Here is an 18,251-nt window from a genome sequence, read left to right on the forward strand (position 1 = left end):
TTCTCATATAAAGCGTTTCCTCAATTTATTTCTGAGCAGGAAGAAACTACACATATTCATAATGTTATTATTATATTGGCATACATATCAGAATAACACAGTATTCTTCTTTTTACTAACAACGAGTTGTTGCTAAGCCTTCATCGGGGTATGTTTCCACCAGGACCGAGATAGGTTCCCACTACAACTGCCCAGTACACATCACATCAGAGTATGCACCAAACTGTCGTTCCCATGAAGAGAAACTGGCGTTCCCATTAAGGGGAAACTGACATACCATCAAGGGGAACAAACTTCATCTCTGTAGAACCGGCAGCAGCATATTCATCCCAGAACAATGAATTCCCATAGTATATAGACAAAAACAGAGCATTCGCACCAATATCAACCACAAATATAAAAAGTTATATTACAGTCTGATAATGAATACATTAATCAACTATTTTGTAAAATAACAGAATAAAAACAGTGACGCCAAAACACTTGTCAGCACTTACCGTCACTGCTATCAGCACTGATAACATACTATAGATCTGCCTCTTACCTCAAGAGTGACGAAGTGCTGACAAATATATGAAAAAACTCCTATGAGAATTGAACAGAAAAAGATGCCACAGGATATTCGCTCAATAAATTGGATATGCGGCTTTTGACTCAAAACCGAGCGGTTTCGAACTAAATATAATTTAGCGAAGCGGAGCTTCACAAGTTATTTTAAGCTTTACCGGAATGTAATCAACGGAGCTTCTTATAGTTTTCAGCCCCTTCCTGATATAATCTCCGCATCTCCACCACCACCTTCTCCGGTGACAGCACTTTTACCCCCGGTCCGAATCCCATCAACACCGTATAAAGCTCCGGATTTAAAACCACAGTGATTTCAAAAATCATGCTTCCATCCTCACACTGCTCTATCAACGTCTGCGAAGCATGCAAAGGTTTAGTCCGAATATACGATGATTGACGGTTATCAGCTTTAAAGCGAATAGTCGCCTTAGACAAACGTTCGTGCTTAGTCACCCCAATCACATCTTCAAAGAAAGTATCAGGATGGAAATCTTTACTTGCATAATAAGGTATTTCGGGCGCCAGTAGTAACTCCTTGATGCGATCCAGAGCCAAATTCACCAATTCCCGATCTCCTACACGCGCACCAAACACAAACCAGCGGTTACGATACTCCTTCAATAGATAAGGATAAATATAATAATCCTTAGCAGTGCGCGAATTGAACGAGCGATAACGCAAATGCAGTGTCTGCTGGCGCACTATGGCATCATAAATGGGATTCAAATACCCTAAACCTATCAGGTTCTTGTTCCGTTCGAAGTCTATCACTGCCGGAGTATGATGCCGGGCTACCGCCACACTGTCCTGCAGGCGGCCAATCACATCCGCCATCTCCGAGAAGTAATCAAAATCCTGAAACTGTCGCAACAGATTAACCGCCTCCGACAGAACTTCTATATCGTTGCGCGACAGAGGCAGGCGCGTTATGGTATAGTCAGACTCAGCATAACGATAATACTTATTCTCATACACTTCGATCGGAGCATTATATCCCAGCTTCTCGCTTCGCATCACTTGAATATCCATCTGCACCGTGCGTCGCGAGATGCCTTTGTCTATCCCCTCATACTCATATAAAGCCTCGGAACAAGCCTCCACCAAGTCATCCAGTGTCCAGCGGCGATAAGGATTGCGTAGGCAATTATCTATCGTCTTATACCTTATTAATGCGTTTCTATTGGCAGGCATATCTACTTTTTGCCCAAAAATAGAGAAATAATTCAGACTACGCAAAAATATTGCGCACCTCCATGCAAATCTTTGTAACATCAACTTAAAAGACATCGAAATATGAAAGTTATTACAATGAACAATGTACCCGTAAAACTCTGGGTAGACCAACTGGATGCACATGCCTGGGAAGAAGTAAACAACCTGACAACACTACCTTTCCTTTTCCATCACCTTGCACTGATGCCCGATGCACATGGGGGTAAAGGTATGCCGATAGGTGGTGTACTGGCAACGAAAGGAACGGTAATCCCCAATGCGGTAGGAGTAGATATAGGTTGTGGTATGTGTGCCGTGAAAACCAATCTTCTTGTTGAAGAAATACCGCAGGATGTACTTCGCAAAGAGATAATGCGAGGAATACGTAAACGGATCCCCTTGGGAAGAGAGCATCATAAAACCGCGCAAGATGAACAATACATGCCAACCGGTTTCGATACAGAGAAAATGACAGTCGTAAATCGTCAATTAGTATCGGCACGAAAACAAATCGGTACACTGGGTGGTGGCAACCACTTCATCGAACTGCAACGTTGCAATGACGGTTACCTGTGGATTATGTTGCATAGCGGTAGCCGAAATTTAGGGAAGATGGTAGGCGATTACTATAACCAGATGGCCGAAACACTAAATACCCGCTGGTATTCCAGTGTAAAGTCGGATATAAAACTCGCTTTCCTCCCGCTACGTGCACCGGAATTCAAACAATACTGGGCGGAAATGGAATATTGCGTTGCTTTTGCCCTTGCCAACCGTAAACTTATGATGGAACGCATTGAAGAAATAATAGCCGAAGCATTGCCTAACGCCACTTTCAAACCAATGATCAACATTGCGCACAACTATGCTGCATGGGAAGAACATTTCGGGGAAAATGTAATCGTACACCGGAAGGGAGCTGTACATGCCGGTATCGGAGAAACAGGTATTATTCCCGGATCACAAGGTACACATTCCTATATAGTAGAGGGATTGGGCAATCCGGAAAGTTTCTTGAGTTCTTCACACGGGGCAGGACGCGCGATGAGCCGTTCCGAGGCTGTACGCAGTCTATCACTCGAAGAGGAAATTGCCCGTCTTGAATCGCAGAATATCATACATGCCATTCGTGGACGCCAAGACTTGGAAGAGGCTGCCGGCGCTTATAAGAATATTGATGAAGTTATGGCTAATCAGACTGACCTGGTAAAGATTCGTACCACCTTGTCGCCGATTGCGGTTATCAAAGGATGACTTTAGTTATCCTTTCAATACATACCCTTTCTTCATCAACGATTCTATCTTCACTGAAGGATCATTGCGAAGCGCCTTGCGCAAATAAGTTATCTGCACGTTCAACGCCAAAGAGTTTGCATAAGAAGTACTACTCCAAACTGTATTCAACAGCAAGTCACGGTCTACAGCCAAGTTGAGATTCTTCGCCAACAAGCGGAGGATCTCTGCTTGACGGGAGGTAATAAGAACTTTATTATTTCCCGTTCGTATTTCATTGGTACTGTAATTGAAGACAGAGTGACCAAAACGGTAAGTCTCCTCCTCCACCGTATCGGAAAATTGGGAAGTAAAACGCTCATGGATACGGGCTATAAGTTCTTCCGGATAAAACGGCTTGGCAAGATAATCGTTCGCACGAAGCTGGAAACCTTGCAGGCGGTCGGCCTTATCGCTACGGTCGGAAAGGAAGAAGATCAGGACGTGTTTATCCGTCTCGCGGATGCGTTCGGCCACTTCAAAGCCATTGTAACCGGGCATATTGATATCGAGCAAAACCAAATCGGGCTTTACAAGCGGAAACTGTTCCAGAGCAATCGTACCGTTTCCGGCATAAGTCACCTCATAACCTTCCTTCTCAAGAAAGCGTTTCAACAGCATCGAGTACTTCAAATCATCATCGGCAAAAAGTATTTTCAAAGCTTTCATATAGCTAAACGTTTTTTTAAATGAACAAGTACAGCGTAGCAACTCGTAGCTTGTAGCTTGTTACTCGTAGCCTGTAACTCGTAGCTTCCTCATTGGGGAATATTAATTTCAATCGTCGTCCCCTTGCCTGCCTGGCTATTTAAAGAGACACTTCCATGATGCGCTTCTACCAGCAACTTTACATAACTCAACCCCAGACCAATACCGGGCAACGAACGGTCAGGAAGATTACTGCCCCGATAGAACTTATCGAATACACGATTCTGTTCGGAAACCGGAATACCGATACCATCATCAGACACCCGTATCATCAACCGGTGATCCCGCAAAAGGCAATCTACAACAATATGCACAGACCTGCCCGAATACTTCACGGCGTTCTCTATCAAATTACTGATAATATTGGAAACATGCACCGGGTCTGCCGTTACCAGAGTCTCCGAGCTGAAATGGGTTTCAATAGAAACATCCTTATCCTCAGGGACATGATAAAGCCGGACAAGCTTTTCCAAACTCGTCTTTATATCAAATGTACGGACGGAAAGCTGCGTGTGTTCATCATCGGCACGCGTCATATCACGTAATTTCGAAAGATAGGCCGACAGGTTATCCAGCTCGGACATGGAATCGTGAATCACTTCATCCATCGCTTTCTCGTCTGTTCGCATAGACTTGTCATTGAGAAAGGCTATACACATTTTCAGAGCCTGGACGGGACGTTTCAGTTCATGTATCATAGTGTTTACAAAGCTTTTTCGCAGTTCGTCTATCCGCCGTTGCTTCAAGATGGTTTTTATCTGAAACAGCAGACAAAGCCCCAGCAAAAAGATCAGGCAAGTGCTTCCCACTAACTGCCAACCCATACGCACAAGTACCGCATGGGGCGAAACCTTCACGGAAACAAGCACAAACTGGCGTTTCAGGGGATTATAAGGATACATTACTTCTATATATGGATTGAACAATGTGCCTTGCCGTTTCAGCTCAGCATTCCACTGGTAAATGGAATCTTCGGAAACCACCAGATGTGTAGTAAACGGTTGATTGTCCAAGCGCATGGCAAGCAAAGAATCAAATTGCTGCAATGCGAAAGGCACATCCAATTCAAGACGATAAAGATTAATCACCGAATTCAGATTAGGAGCATCCTTATCTGACATATTGATCTTAAATGAATCCATAACGATGATCCTTTCTTTAGGAATGATACTATCCAATGTCCATTGCTCACGCTGTGTTTTCTTTGTTTGGTCATCCACCTTAGCCGAATCTTGCGTCTCTATCTTGAGAGTTTCTACATTCGCCCCTATGTTCTGCAAATCTCTTCCTTTCAGAGCACCCAAAATCACTTCATCTATGGTGGTGCGCTGTTCCAAATCAATGGACTTGCTCAGGTGATAGAAAAACATATTGGTATTGTTGAGCACCTTTTTGGGTTGAGGAGCACGGATAGAGTCATACTGTTGAGTGGTCTGCAAGATGCGATCATAAATATCATTGATCTGTTCATCATTCATATACTGATACTGATTACGTAACCAGTAGATCTGTCCGCAGGTGATAAGCAGCATCGATATGATGGAGAATATCCAAATGACCTTAATCCGTTGTTCCATAATTGTTCTTTTTTTAGTCTCTCTTAGAAAGACTTGCATTTAGTAGCGGCAAAGGTAAAAGTTAGCTTGCAAATATAAGTACGTGCGAGACAGATATTATGCATTGAGTAATATTTCAGTAATAACTTTCAGCCTCTTCTGAAGTAAAATCCGCATAGTTTTGCACTACAATATTTGCTGGCAACAGCATGTCAAACCTCTAAAAAGTAAAACTATGAGTACAAGAATTATCTTTCTTAATCTGTGTCTCGCCATGTTGCTTGCATCACAAGCGAAGGCACAAATCATCGTTTCCGATGGAACGAAAATCCAGAATGATACCATCGGTGAGGCACAGCTCCTTGTGCAATATGAAACGCGCTGTATCAGCAATACGGAAAAGCCGGAAAATGTTACGGAAGAAACTATGATGTTGGAAGTCGGTAAAAATCTCTCTAAGTTCTACAGTTACACCAAGTATGTTTGCGACTCTGTACTGGCAGTGGACTTCGCCAATAAAGCCTCGCAGGAAACGATTAATGAACATCTGAAACAATACGGAACAAGCAAACTGAGCGAACGTACCTTCAAAGGTTATCCTGCCGGAAAAGTAACGACTCTCGATGAAATAGCAGGCATATCCCGCCTGCGTTGTGAAGAACTGGATGAACGTCCGCAGTGGAAGATACTGGCAGAAAATGACAGTATCCTCTCCTACCTCTGCGGCAAAGCCGAATGCCGGTTCAAAGGCCGGACATGGACAGCATGGTTCACTACAGAAATTCCTGTCAGCGAAGGTCCCTGGAAATTATGCGGACTGCCAGGGCTGATACTGAAAGCCATAGACAGTAAAGGGCATTATTCATTCACCGCCACAGGTGTAGAGCAATGCCATACTTACAGACCCATACTCTTCGATGGAAAGAAGCATGAGCCGATGAATCGTAAAGCATACAACAAAGTACATGAATGCTATTATGCAGATCCGGTAGGATTTATCACCGGAAGTATGCCGAACGTTACCATTAAAATAAGTGATGAACACGGTAATGCAACCAAGAACCCGAAGAACGTTCCTCATAATCCATTGGAACGGGATGAATGAGTTATGAGCTGCAAGCTATAGGCTAATTGTCAATAATTATATACGTCTATTTTCCTATATTTATCTCCTTATTCTTTATCTTCTGATTTTAGTGACTGGACAAGCTGAATTTTGCTAACCCATGCTACAGTGTATTGTAGAGGGGGTAATACCTCCCATTTTAGGGGGGTGTTAACTCCCCAGCTGGGGAGTGCGTTACTCCCCAGTTAGAGAGTGCGTTGCTCCCCAGTTGGGGAATGCGTTACTCCCCAGCTGGGGAGTTAACACCTACTCAACTTGGGAATTTTCATCTGTAAAGTGATGATATCAGAATATAGATATATATAAGTACTTTTTACTATCTTATATATATTTACAAAGTCATCATTGGGATAAAAGATGGACTAATAACCGTATCCTTTATTTTTTTAATGAATTGAATATATGAACAGATCAGTTTTCTTTATGGCTTTCCTCTCTTTTCTTTATTTTTCAACAATTAGTCGTGCTCAAACTCTGAGCGGAATAATAACAGATGCGGAAACCCATCAACCGCTGGAAGCTGTAATGATCAGTGTGTTACGCGGAAACATAATGATAGATTACACGCTGACCGATGCCAAAGGACAATATTCTCTGCCCTGGAAGCATAACGGGACATTGCAGCTTAATATTTCCCTGTTAGGCTATAAAAGAGAAATGCGCAATATCAGTGCAGCAGGAACCCTGAATATCAACCTACAGGCAGAATCGATTATGCTAAAAGAAGTACAAATACGTCCCGGACGTATCAATACCCGAAAGGATACGGTGAGATATGACCTGGCACAGTTTGCCTCATCCAAAGATGTACACATAAAGGATGTATTAAAGAAACTTCCGGGTGTGGATATAGATGAAAACGGACAGGTAAAGTATAAAGGGAAGGCCATTGACCATTATTTTGTGGAAGGAATGGATGTGACAGGCGGACGTTATAACCAAATCAACAACAATCTGAGTGCCAAAGCCGTAAAGAGTGCGGAAATCATGGAGAACTATCAGTCAGTAAAGGCCTTGAAAGGAAAGATCAATTCCGATGAAGTGGCATTGAACCTGAAACTGGACCCGAAAGCACGTGACCAATGGATAGCAAACGGTACACTTGGATCCGGATGGAGTGACAACAACGACAAACTCCTGTGGGAAGGCGGACTGAACGCCCTTCAACTGGGTAAAGGAAAACAGAGTGTCTATAATTACAAGACAAATAACAATGGCAAAGACCTCAGCAACGAGCAAACAAGACTGACGGGAAATAACCAGCAGCAAGTCCCGCTTTCCGGTTTTCTCTCCCAGCCGGGCATCAGCGCACCATTAGACAAGAATCGCTTGCTATTCAATGAAACCCACACCCTGAACGGCAACCGCATGTACAAATGGAATGATGACCACAGCTTGCGCCTGCAAGCTGGATACACTCATGATCTAATCCAACAGCAACGGGGAAATACCCAAATCTATTATCAACCGACAGATACCATACAAATAGACGAAACCTACCATTATCGTCTAAGAAGTGACATCGCTAATCTGGAACTGCGTTATGAAGATAACAGCAGCCGGAATTATATATCCAACCGCTTCACCGTAGACGGAGAAATAAATCGCGGACGTTCGGAGGAACTGGGACAAACTCTGCAAACTTCACAACTAAGTGCCGGAAACTACTTCAATCTTATCCGGAACCGGGAAAGCGGAACCTGGGAATTCCGTTCGGCGGCGCAGTATGCTTACCAGCCTGCATTCTTACTACTCGAAGAAGGAAAAAGTAAATTCAACCAGCATAACTTCTACACAGATAACAGTGCCGCATATCTACGAAAGTATAATGGATTTACCCAACAATATAAAGCAGGAATACAAGGAGAACGGGCTACCCTGAAATATACTCCGGCAGGACAGTCCTATGATTTCAATGCTTCGCATCTATCATTATATCTTACCCCCTACTTCCAGCTGAAACGGGGAAAATGGCTGACTACGCTTTCCCTTCCTCTGAAAGCAGAACGGTATTTCTCACAACAGCGTTCGTTCCTGTTCTTCAATCCGTCCACGTATTTGCGTTATAAACTGGATTATCATTGGACGTTCTCCCTTTATGGCAGTCTGAAACGTTCAGCAGGAGACTTCTCCGACTTGTATCCGGGACTCTACCAAACCGATTACCGCACCTGGCGAGACGGCAACGGACTTTTCCCTACCAGCACCACGCAAACCTACAATCTCTACGGAGAGTACAAAAACACTGTACAGGAATTTTTCATCACCGCCGCACTAACCTACAGCCGCAACAATCGGAATACCCTTTTCGAACAGAGTGTTTCCGAAGATGCCATTGTCTACACCCGTCGTGAACTACCGAACCATAACGATAGCTGGAATCTCAGCAGTACCCTGTCCAAAGGTATATATGACTGGCATTTGAAAACCTCACTCACCCTACTAATCAGTCGTAGCAATGGTGAACAGCTTACCCGCTTGGCTGACAGGGAGGGCAATCAGCAAAGTCTTCTGCAAACCTATCGTTATGATTATCTGAAGACAGAGCCTAAAATTATCTGGTCGCCCGCAGATGTTTTTGAAGCGGAATATCATGCCACATTAGGCTATGGTGGCAGCAAGATAGGAAGTGACACCCGTCTCACCCCGTTACTGGACTTCGTACAACGATTACATCTCACATTCAGTATCGGGCAAGTAGACCTGTGCCTCTCCGGCGAGCATTACCGGAATGACTTGAGAGGAAACAGACATCTCAACACAGTATTCGCAGACGCGTCCCTTATCTATAAAAGAAAAAGATGGAGATTGGAAGCAACCCTCAACAATCTCTTCAACAAAAAAGAGTATGCTTACACAACGTATTCCGCCACGCAAAGTTACACTTCACGGCTAAATATACGTCCGAGGGAAGCGATGGTAACAGCCAATTATCAGTTCTGAATCTATAAGATCATCACCGTGGAATATATCAGTATCCCCACTATCGTCAGTCCGCCCACCAGTATCGGAGCATAAATGTGAGGAACTTTCTCCATAGTCTTATGTCCGCTGACTTTCAGGAAAAGGCGGTATACAATATATGCGGCAAATAATCCGATCAGTGTTCCCACTATGAGATCGCCCGGATAATGTACTCCCAGGTAGATACGTGAATAGCAGGTCAGCAACGCCCACCCCATCATAAATACGGTGAGCCATCGTTTACGGAAAAGAAACCAGATAAAGAATGCCAGCCCGAAAGTATTGGCAGCATGGCAAGACGGGAAACCATAACGTCCTCCCCGACGTCCGTTTACAATATGCACCATATCGGATATAGGATTTTCCAGATTGGAAGGGCGGAGACGTTCCACATACGGACGTATCAATGTTGCCCCCGTCTGGTCGGCAATGGTAATTACGAGTGCCAGGGCGACCATGCAGAACAAAGTCACTTTCCAATGGAAATTGCGTAGCATCACGTACCAAATGGCGGCATACATGGGTATCCAAATCCATTTACCACTGTAGGTACTCATGAAATAATCAAAGAACGGACTGTGCATCCGGTTGATGGAGAGGAATATGTCAGTATCAATGTCAACAACCTCATTCAATACTTCTAATAGCATCATCTTGTTTTATCTTTTAGCAATATCATCATATAATTTCTGCAAATAGGCCTTGCCCGGCAGCAAGTTCTTGCCTTTCGTACTGCCTTCATCTACTGCCACGGCATTAGCTTCGCAGTTAAATATCAACTGATTGTCCGGTGTCACCATACCAAAGGCATCCGGCACGGCAAAGAATGCAAAATGTGGAGAAGCCGGATTCAGCATATCTTTACTGAACACAAAATCCTGATGTGGCAATGATAATTGTGCCAATAAAGTAGCCGCAATATCATGTTGGGAACCATATATATCAATGCGTCTTGGTTCGCTAACCGCACCTCCTATCAATAACAGGGGAATTTGGTAACGTTCTACCGATAGATAATTCAGATATTCAGGATACGCGCCCAGGTGGTCGGGAACCAATACCAGCACTGTATTCTTCCATTGGGGCAATTCGCGGAAACGCTTCACAAAGTCGCCTACACAACTATCAGTATAAGCAAAAGCGTTTAAACGATCATTCGCCAGACGGCGATACGGAACTTCAAAGGGTTCATGGCTGCTGGAAGTTTGCAATACCTGGAAAAAGGGACGGGCATTTTCCGCCGAAGCTGTGTCTGCCGCCTCAGCCTTCATATCTTCCAGCAGACGGTTGAAAACAAGATGGTCATGCGCTCCCCATTTACTCAAGCGCTCTGATACGGGAAAGTCCTGATCGGAAATAATATGCTCAAAACCGGAAGACATCAGATAGGAACGCATATTCGTAAAGTCGGCATCACCTCCATAATAATATTTAGTACGGTATCCGGCATCACGCAGACTACCTGCAATAGCAGGAAGATTCTGTGTCTTACGGGGATACTTCATGATACTCGTGGTAGGCTGTGCGGGATAGCCACTCAGAATAGCCACCAGTCCACGGTCTGTACGGAAACTATTGGCATAAAAGTTTGTAAAAAGTACTCCCTCCTTTGCCAGACTGTCCATCTGTACGGCAATATCCGATTCACCGCCCAAAGTAGTCATCAATCTGGATGAGAAGCTCTCCAATATAACAAAGATAACATTGGGGCGTTCTGTCTTGAATAAAGTCGTACGTAAAGTATCAGGAACCATTACAGTACTGTCCAGCACTGACGGATCTACCAGATTCTTTATCAACTCATCCGCCTGTGCCGCTTCCATAAAACGATATTGCTTGCCGAAATCTTTTTGTTTGGATAGAGATTCCATCAGGCTGAATGCCGGATTGATAGCCGCATGATTCAAGCGTTGGTTAGAACTGAAATAAACTTTGCCGGTGTTCATTGTAGAAACGGTAAAACCGCCACGAATAGGAATAAAGAGCAAACCGGTCAGTAACAGCATTACACCTGACACCGACAATCGGCGATAAGGCAGTTTCAACCTTTTCCAGATACCTTTCTGTATCCAAAGAAGAAGAGCGTAAAGCAATGATGCATACAGGATCATGGCTACTATTCCTCCCAGCACCTGCCATATACTGATACTTGCCAGCGCATCTTTGGGAGAAGAGAAGAAATAAAAGAGCGGTGTAGCATCCAGACGGAAGCCCCAATACTCATATAAACCTATATCAACAATGAAAATGACAGCGAGCAAAATAGCGATGAAGAAGTAATAGCCGTTCCAGATACGGCGGAGTGTCTTGGAAAGTGTCCAGGCGGACGCTATGAAGAGTAGTCCGGGAATAGCCGTTAAATATCCGGCAAGCGAGAGATCGAGGGGTAAACCATTCCAGATAACCTTGAAAGGGTCTGTCCAGGAAGTTCCTGCATACAAAGAACTGTAGTAGAGTATAAATAACGGTTTCTGTAGTATAAAGATACAGACGAAGAGAATGTACGTCTTTATCAATCCAATAAGCCTTTCTTTCATCAGCTTTTTCTCTTTTTATATTTATATTGAGCGCAAAAATAGTTGTTTTATTCTATTTTACGCCAATATTGTTCAAGAAAACCGTGAAAGATAGGCTTATAGAGTATTTTTTATTATCCGTTTACACGTTTATAGTCTTCAAGGAACTTTTTCAACCCGGAATCCGTCAACGGATGATTAAGTAGACCTTTGATGGCAGACAACGGACAGGTTGCTACATCAGCCCCTACTTCGATACATTGCATGATGTGCGCTGTATGACGAATGGAAGCTGCAAGTACCTGTGTAGTATAACCGTAATATCGATACATTTCTACAATCTTGCCTACCAGTGCAATACCGTCTTCACAGATGTCATCCAGACGCCCGACAAACGGAGAAACATAAGTAGCTCCTGCCTTGGCGGCCAGCAATGCTTGTCCTACGGAAAATACTAATGTGCAATTGGTACGGATCCCTTTGGAAGTGAAATATTTGACAGCCTTGATACCGTCGGCAATACAGGGAACTTTTACTACGATGTGAGGGTTGAGTGCAGCAAGTTCTTCACCTTCCTTAATCATACCTTCATAATCCGTAGCAATTACTTCGGCACTGACATCGCCTTGCACGATGTTGCAGATTTCGACATAATGTTTCCGCTGGTTATCTACTCCTTTGATACCTTCTTTCGCCATGAGCGAAGGATTGGTTGTCACTCCATCAAGAACGCCCATATCATAAGCCTCCCGGATTTGATCTAAATTTGCAGTGTCAATAAAAAACTTCATGGCATAAACTGTTTTATTATGATTTAAAAGATAATCATGCTACATCAAACTAATTGAATTTACGAATGTGAAGCATATATAATAAGAACAGATAGTTTAGTTAAATGTTTTCAGTGCATGCTATTTTATCCTTATAAAGAACAGAACAAGCCAATAATCCAATAAACTCCGGCTGCCAAAAGCCCACTCACCGGGATAGTCAGCACCCAAGCAATCATCAGACTTCTTGTCACTCCCCAACGTACAGCGGAGAGTCTTTTGGTAGCACCGACTCCAATAATAGCTCCGGTAATTGTATGTGTAGTACTCACCGGAATTTTCAAGAATTCCGTAAGATATAAAGTAAAAGCACCGGCTGTTTCCGCGACAACACCTTCCAAAGGTGTTACTTTGGTAATCCTGGTACCCATCGTTTTCACAATCTTCCACCCACCGGACATTGTACCAAGCGAAATGGCAGTAAAACAGGAAAATGCCACCCAATCCGGTAAATCCTCAATACTGTTTATTCCCATTCCCAAGCCTTCCGAATGGGCTGCTATCATAGCTGCTGCTATAATACCCATTACTTTTTGCGAATCATTCAAACCATGCCCTATACTGAACATGGCCGAAGAGACAAGTTGCAATTTCTTAAACCAGACTTCAGCCGTATGGGGATGTGCACGCCGACAAGCATAAAGAACCAACAATGTAAATCCGAAGGCAATAATCATTCCTATCAAAGGAGCAAGAAATATGAAAGCCGCAATCTTCAGAATGATATTGAATTGAATAGCATCGAAACCATGAGCCATTATGGCGGCTCCTGCAAATCCGCCAATAAGGGTATGGGAAGAAGATGAGGGAATACCTCTCCACCAGGTAAACAGATTCCATACTATGGCAGCAATCACTCCGGATAATATAATCGGCAGTGTAATAAACTGTTCCATCACAGTCTTGGACACAGTATTGGCTATACCGAAACCACCGATTAAATATTTGGCAATAAAAAAGGCAACGAAGTTAAAGAAAGCCGCCCATATTACTGCCTGAAAGGGAGTAAGAACTTTGGTCGACACAATAGTGGCTATTGAATTTGCCGCATCGTGGAAGCCATTGATATAGTCGAATATCAGAGCCAGTACAATAATTATTACTAATAATTCCATGTTCTCAGCTTCTTCTATGCATATTTTATAATCAGATTCTTTAGTATCTTACCTACCTGCTCTGCCACATCGGTTGTTTTTTCCAATTCATACATGATCTCTTTAATCTTGATAAGTTCAATGCAATCCTTTTCTTCTTCAAAAAGCTTCGTGATAAAGTGTTCATATACATCATCTGCCTGATTTTCTATATCATGTAACTTATTGCAGTATCCACGCAATGCGGCCGGTTTCTGGCGGAAAGTTTCAAGTTCATCCATCGCCTTGCCAATATATACAGCCTCCTGTTGAATCAGGCGACTCAACTCTTTTCCGCTATCGGAAATCGGGCGGGGATTATAGATATTAATACGTTTGGCACAACTGTTTATCCCGTCTATAACGTCATCCATGGTTGAAGCCAACGCATGAATATCTTCACGGTCAAAAGGAGTAATAAAAGTAGTTCCAAGCTCATCAAGGATTAAATGAGTTAATTTATCCCCCTCACGTTCCAGGTCTTTTATTCTTTTATAATAATCTGCTCTCTCCTCCGGTTTATCATGTTGTAAACTTTCTACCAAAAGAGTAGATGATGCAGACAAAATCTCAGACAATTGCTTCAACAGAGGAAAGAACTTAGGTTCTTTGGGAGTAAACCTGCTAAAAAAAGAATTTTTCATAAGAATAAATATATCAAATTATTTCTGTTTTTTTTTATTTCTTTTTTGCCCGTATCACCTCTATAATGGCAGGTAATATGGATATAACTATAATTGCCACAATCAACAATTTAAGATTTTCCTGCACAATCGGGAGGTCTCCGAAGAAATATCCGGCATAGCAGAAAAGTGCCACCCAAGCTGCACCTCCTATCAGATTGTATACCATAAAATAATAGTAATGCATTTTACCCATTCCTGCTACAAACGGAGCAAAAGTGCGCACAATAGGGACAAACCTGGCTATTATTATAGTCTTGCCTCCATACTTTTTATAAAATTCATGTGTTTTATTCAAATGACTTTGTTTGAATATTTTAGAATTGGGATTATTGAACAATTTGCGCCCGAAGAGATGCCCTATCATATAATTACAAGAATCTCCCAAAACTGCGGCGAAAAACAAGATCAAAACAAGAATATTTACCTCAAGAGGCGTCCCGGGTAACGAGGCAATAGCTCCCGCCACAAAGAGTAATGAATCTCCCGGAAGAAAAGGAGTAACAACCAATCCCGTTTCACAAAAAATGATTATGAACAATATTATGTAAGTCCAGGCATGATATTCCTGCACAATGTTTATCATATATTGATCAATGTGAAGAATAAAATCTAATATAAATTCCATTATCTATTGAGTATTAACATATAAGTATATACATATTCCACAACAGAGATATGACTTTCCAGTTATTCTCAATGAGAGGAATACATATGAATTGAAGTAATAAGAAGATATAAGACACACTAAATGCCTTATAGAAAAGAGAAAAATTAAATAATAATATGTCTTAACGCATAGATATAGTATCTACTGGAATAGTGAGTAAGAGAGAGTTGATACGGAAAAGACATTCTTTTTTCTTCGGGAAGTAGCACCTTTATGGATTTGACGATCTTTGCTACAACTGAAAGGGCATTAAATCTTAGAACTTGTGAAGAAGGAATATTACTGCGTGAAACGGATGTTGCTATATTTCCAATAGCCTTACTTGCATATTCTCCGCCATAGACAACTTTCCTACATTGCTCTGCACCTGCCTCAGATATATTACATTCCGTCCTACCCTGCTGCAGGTCTGTTACACAAAGTTCCTCATACTCCTTCACATCACCGGATACAGACTCGAATCCCGATACAAGGAATACACCTAACAATATGCAAAATAAAAGTATATACTTCGCCATAACGGCTGCAAATATAAAAAGTATTTTTCAGAGATGAATCATTTTGGCCTTTTATCTTACGGACCTCTTTTATTCTTTTCCGGGTAATATATACAAAAAGAGCGGATCGTCATACATATAACATACCTGATACAATCGCTTCCCATCTGATACAACCCTGCCCCAATGGTCAAGTTTATAACGTGCTACCGGATTACCGCCCCAATCATATTGCTCCACAAAGATATATCCGTCACTTTTACCGTTCTCATGTGATACCTGAAGTGGAGTACGTCCGCTATAAGTCAGGAAGAAATAATCATCCGTAGCAGATATTCCCCAATAATAAGTCACATTATCCGGACCTAATGTTAGTATATCATTCTTGACTTCCACACCGTCAGCAACAAAAGTAATATCTCGTACGGTTTGAGCAGATGTATCCATTACCAAGACTTTACGAAAATATTTATAGGCATATACCATCCGGTTACCGGAAGGAGAAACAATAAAATCGCCAATATACGGACTCCAGGAACGATGTTTTTTACTAAATGCAAGATTATATATCTGCTCTGTATGCAAACTGTCCCCTTGATAAACAGCACGAATAATGGCTTTTCCTCCTGATACATTATCAGCATAATAGAAAATATCCCGGGAAACTGCACATATCTGCCGGTCAGAATAAGAAGAACCTTTTTCTGACTTAAAAGTAAAGGGCAAAGGTTTAAAGACACCTGTCGTATCGGTTTCAAACAGTTGCATAGTGCTGGTTTCATATACATATGTATCGGGAGTAGACACACTGGAAGGTACCAGATGGGGATAGTTAAATTCACTGGGTCCATTTCCTCCTATTCCGAAAGAAGTAATATAACGGAAATCCGGCAAGCTATACCAGTGAAAGAAACAATCGAGACCTTCATCTGCCGGCTTCAGGATTTCAACAGTTCCATCTGAACGGCGTTTATAAGACATGGCTGGACGATTTTGCAAAAGGAAATATCCATTCCTAATCAGCATTTCCGGTTCTGACATTTTGAAGATAGGACCTTCTTCATCTAATATTTGATGAATACCAGCCAATTCTATAAGTTCTCCAAAATCCTCATCTTTTAATGTCACACATCCGGCCACCAAAGGAGCATCTTGTATCACCTTCGGAGTTTCTGCAATAATCGTGTCGTTCGCCTCCCGTTGCTTCTGCTCTGCCCGCGGCTTGCAGGCAGAGAGAAACAATAGAGACAGCAATATAATGTAAAGTAAGTGTTTCATTTATTATTTCAACTTAGCGTACAGAATATAGTTATTGTCATTCTCATGAATGCTATCTGCCAGCTTTTGTATACGTTCCCGGTCAGCAGCAGAAATGTCTTTAGTATCTACCAGATATTTTTCCAATGTTTCTTTCAGAGTTACAGGCTCCATGTTGGCCGTATAATATCCGTTTGAGCAACAGTCTGAAAACCAAGAAATAGGTAAATTTCCCAGATAGTCATTCTCTACTTTATAGAAAGCCCCTTTCAAAGACTGTTTATCTATGACAAAATCAGCAGGAGCCTCAGTCGTAAAATTATTTTCAGCCACTTGTTTTTCTACAAATATACTTCCCAAGAAATGATGTGGAAGTTCCCTATAATCATGGATAGGAACCTCTTTCTTAGCAAAACTCATAGTGAAACGAGGATTCAAACGCCCGTTGGCATAATGATAAAGGCTATCCGAACGGCGTTCCCAGAATGGGGAAAGAGATACATCAAAATCAGCACCATTCTTATTACTGTGTACCTCATTGCTAAAATCAGGTTTTAAGGCCAGATGGCGTGAACGTATCGTATCTTGTATTTCTCCACTGAACTTCTGAGTCCATGCCACATACGGCAAATAATCAAAAGGCAGAAGGAATACAGACAAAAGAGAATCCTTTGTATTTGCCTTGAAGACACCTTTCGGCACCAAACCAAGTAATGGAATGTTCTGTACAGCCTGTCCTTTCAAATCATAGGCTAGCAGAGATCTTGCATTCCATGGAAGCAAATATATACGCCCACCGGCCTCGTCTATTTGGGCATCATAAATCAACTGATACTCACCGGGACCTTGTCCAAACGCCCCCACATTGCCAAGAAACTTCCCTGATTTATCGAAAAGCTTAAAAGGAGTTTGGTCTTTGCCCCGTACCAATATATAATTGTCAGAAACAATCACATTCCGCACAGGCACCAATGCTTCATCCCGGTTATCCAACTTCACAATCTGCAATTCATCTGCAAAATAACTCAATGGAAGTACTAATGTATCTTTCAGTGCCGATAGGTTGCAAACCCATACAGAATCTCCGTTTAAAATCTCCACCGAACCAACTATCGGTTGTGCGTCTAATACATCACCTTTTGATCCTTGTCCACCATTTGTACAAGAACTCAACCCTCCAATAAACATCAGGCATATCAGTCCTGCACTTTTCCATTGTTTGCTTTTCATATTTTTATTTTTTACATGAAACAATGAGGC

At 42.3% G+C, this 18,251-nt stretch carries 15 protein-coding genes; 3 read left to right on the plus strand and 12 right to left on the minus strand.

The features are described 5' to 3' along the window. Nucleotides 1-735: 735 nt before the first annotated feature. On the minus strand, nucleotides 736-1,758 hold the full coding sequence (locus VYM24_RS23350; RefSeq protein ID WP_291549454.1) for a helix-turn-helix transcriptional regulator: 1,023 nt from the start codon (nucleotides 1,756-1,758) through the stop codon (nucleotides 736-738). 102 nt (nucleotides 1,759-1,860) lie between these two features. On the opposite strand from VYM24_RS23350, the gene VYM24_RS23355 reads away from it, so the two are divergent. Next, nucleotides 1,861-3,033: an RtcB family protein gene (locus VYM24_RS23355; RefSeq protein WP_291549386.1), complete on the plus strand. Its 1,173-nt coding sequence runs from the start codon at nucleotides 1,861-1,863 to the stop codon at nucleotides 3,031-3,033. 6 nt (nucleotides 3,034-3,039) lie between these two features. Here VYM24_RS23355 and VYM24_RS23360 read toward each other — a convergent pair whose 3' ends face one another. Together VYM24_RS23360 and VYM24_RS23365 are read right to left on the minus strand one after the other, a co-directional pair. Then, a complete protein-coding gene (locus VYM24_RS23360) occupies nucleotides 3,040-3,720 on the minus strand; it encodes a response regulator transcription factor (protein WP_299089694.1) in 681 nt (226 codons plus the stop codon). An 89-nt stretch (nucleotides 3,721-3,809) separates the two neighbouring features. Next, nucleotides 3,810-5,336, minus strand: coding sequence for a sensor histidine kinase (locus VYM24_RS23365; protein WP_291549382.1), 1,527 nt, complete (start codon nucleotides 5,334-5,336; stop codon nucleotides 3,810-3,812). A 214-nt stretch (nucleotides 5,337-5,550) separates the two neighbouring features. Between VYM24_RS23365 and VYM24_RS23370 the strand changes: the two genes are divergently transcribed. Next, complete coding sequence (locus tag VYM24_RS23370) at nucleotides 5,551-6,420, plus strand: GLPGLI family protein (RefSeq protein WP_330941032.1); 870 nt, start codon at nucleotides 5,551-5,553, stop codon at nucleotides 6,418-6,420. A 423-nt stretch (nucleotides 6,421-6,843) separates the two neighbouring features. Beyond that, nucleotides 6,844-9,384, plus strand: coding sequence for a carboxypeptidase-like regulatory domain-containing protein (locus VYM24_RS23375; RefSeq protein ID WP_425286616.1), 2,541 nt, complete (start codon nucleotides 6,844-6,846; stop codon nucleotides 9,382-9,384). Nucleotides 9,385-9,386: 2 nt separating this feature from the next. Here the strand turns inward: VYM24_RS23375 and VYM24_RS23380 are convergent, their stop codons facing one another. From VYM24_RS23380 to VYM24_RS23420, 9 genes are all read right to left on the minus strand, one after another. Further along, nucleotides 9,387-10,058 carry a phosphatase PAP2 family protein gene (locus VYM24_RS23380; protein ID WP_299089688.1) on the minus strand — a complete coding sequence of 224 codons (672 nt, stop codon included), beginning with the start codon at nucleotides 10,056-10,058 and terminating at the stop codon, nucleotides 9,387-9,389. A 6-nt stretch (nucleotides 10,059-10,064) separates the two neighbouring features. Further along, a complete protein-coding gene (locus tag VYM24_RS23385) occupies nucleotides 10,065-11,942 on the minus strand; it encodes an LTA synthase family protein (RefSeq protein WP_330941033.1) in 1,878 nt (625 codons plus the stop codon). Nucleotides 11,943-12,055: 113 nt separating this feature from the next. Beyond that, entirely contained in the window at nucleotides 12,056-12,712 is a 657-nt protein-coding gene (gene fsa, locus VYM24_RS23390) for a fructose-6-phosphate aldolase (protein ID WP_007214717.1), read from the minus strand. A 131-nt stretch (nucleotides 12,713-12,843) separates the two neighbouring features. After that, nucleotides 12,844-13,866, minus strand: a complete 1,023-nt coding sequence (locus VYM24_RS23395) for an inorganic phosphate transporter (protein WP_291549374.1) — start codon at nucleotides 13,864-13,866, stop codon at nucleotides 12,844-12,846. A 14-nt stretch (nucleotides 13,867-13,880) separates the two neighbouring features. After that, nucleotides 13,881-14,528: a DUF47 domain-containing protein gene (locus VYM24_RS23400; RefSeq protein WP_291549373.1), complete on the minus strand. Its 648-nt coding sequence runs from the start codon at nucleotides 14,526-14,528 to the stop codon at nucleotides 13,881-13,883. Between the two features lie 34 nt (nucleotides 14,529-14,562). Continuing rightward, complete coding sequence (locus VYM24_RS23405) at nucleotides 14,563-15,195, minus strand: DedA family protein (RefSeq protein ID WP_299089676.1); 633 nt, start codon at nucleotides 15,193-15,195, stop codon at nucleotides 14,563-14,565. Nucleotides 15,196-15,341: 146 nt separating this feature from the next. Then, nucleotides 15,342-15,755 carry a hypothetical protein gene (locus VYM24_RS23410; RefSeq protein ID WP_044263297.1) on the minus strand — a complete coding sequence of 138 codons (414 nt, stop codon included), beginning with the start codon at nucleotides 15,753-15,755 and terminating at the stop codon, nucleotides 15,342-15,344. Between the two features lie 69 nt (nucleotides 15,756-15,824). Beyond that, the gene (locus VYM24_RS23415) at nucleotides 15,825-17,012 is read right to left on the minus strand and encodes a TolB-like 6-bladed beta-propeller domain-containing protein (protein WP_299089670.1); all 1,188 of its coding nucleotides are present in this window, start codon (nucleotides 17,010-17,012) and stop codon (nucleotides 15,825-15,827) included. A gap of 3 nt (nucleotides 17,013-17,015) precedes the next feature. Continuing rightward, nucleotides 17,016-18,221 carry a 6-bladed beta-propeller gene (locus VYM24_RS23420; protein ID WP_299089668.1) on the minus strand — a complete coding sequence of 402 codons (1,206 nt, stop codon included), beginning with the start codon at nucleotides 18,219-18,221 and terminating at the stop codon, nucleotides 17,016-17,018. Nucleotides 18,222-18,251 lie beyond the last annotated feature (30 nt).

The organism is Bacteroides sp. MSB163, assembly GCF_036416795.1.
Lineage (GTDB): Bacteria > Bacteroidota > Bacteroidia > Bacteroidales > Bacteroidaceae > Bacteroides > Bacteroides maternus.

What these genes read in the sequence shown, in the direction of transcription:
- VYM24_RS23350 (WP_291549454.1), bottom strand. Translation starts at nt 1,758, where the DNA reads ATGCCTGCCAATAGAAACGCATTAATAAGGTATAAGACGATAGATAAT.
- VYM24_RS23355 (WP_291549386.1), top strand. Translation starts at nt 1,861, where the DNA reads ATGAAAGTTATTACAATGAACAATGTACCCGTAAAACTCTGGGTAGAC.
- VYM24_RS23360 (WP_299089694.1), bottom strand. Translation starts at nt 3,720, where the DNA reads ATGAAAGCTTTGAAAATACTTTTTGCCGATGATGATTTGAAGTACTCG.
- VYM24_RS23365 (WP_291549382.1), bottom strand. Translation starts at nt 5,336, where the DNA reads ATGGAACAACGGATTAAGGTCATTTGGATATTCTCCATCATATCGATG.
- VYM24_RS23370 (WP_330941032.1), top strand. Translation starts at nt 5,551, where the DNA reads ATGAGTACAAGAATTATCTTTCTTAATCTGTGTCTCGCCATGTTGCTT.
- VYM24_RS23375 (WP_425286616.1), top strand. Translation starts at nt 6,844, where the DNA reads ATGAACAGATCAGTTTTCTTTATGGCTTTCCTCTCTTTTCTTTATTTT.
- VYM24_RS23380 (WP_299089688.1), bottom strand. Translation starts at nt 10,058, where the DNA reads ATGATGCTATTAGAAGTATTGAATGAGGTTGTTGACATTGATACTGAC.
- VYM24_RS23385 (WP_330941033.1), bottom strand. Translation starts at nt 11,942, where the DNA reads ATGAAAGAAAGGCTTATTGGATTGATAAAGACGTACATTCTCTTCGTC.
- fsa (WP_007214717.1), bottom strand. Translation starts at nt 12,712, where the DNA reads ATGAAGTTTTTTATTGACACTGCAAATTTAGATCAAATCCGGGAGGCT.
- VYM24_RS23395 (WP_291549374.1), bottom strand. Translation starts at nt 13,866, where the DNA reads ATGGAATTATTAGTAATAATTATTGTACTGGCTCTGATATTCGACTAT.
- VYM24_RS23400 (WP_291549373.1), bottom strand. Translation starts at nt 14,528, where the DNA reads ATGAAAAATTCTTTTTTTAGCAGGTTTACTCCCAAAGAACCTAAGTTC.
- VYM24_RS23405 (WP_299089676.1), bottom strand. Translation starts at nt 15,195, where the DNA reads ATGGAATTTATATTAGATTTTATTCTTCACATTGATCAATATATGATA.
- VYM24_RS23410 (WP_044263297.1), bottom strand. Translation starts at nt 15,755, where the DNA reads ATGGCGAAGTATATACTTTTATTTTGCATATTGTTAGGTGTATTCCTT.
- VYM24_RS23415 (WP_299089670.1), bottom strand. Translation starts at nt 17,012, where the DNA reads ATGAAACACTTACTTTACATTATATTGCTGTCTCTATTGTTTCTCTCT.
- VYM24_RS23420 (WP_299089668.1), bottom strand. Translation starts at nt 18,221, where the DNA reads ATGAAAAGCAAACAATGGAAAAGTGCAGGACTGATATGCCTGATGTTT.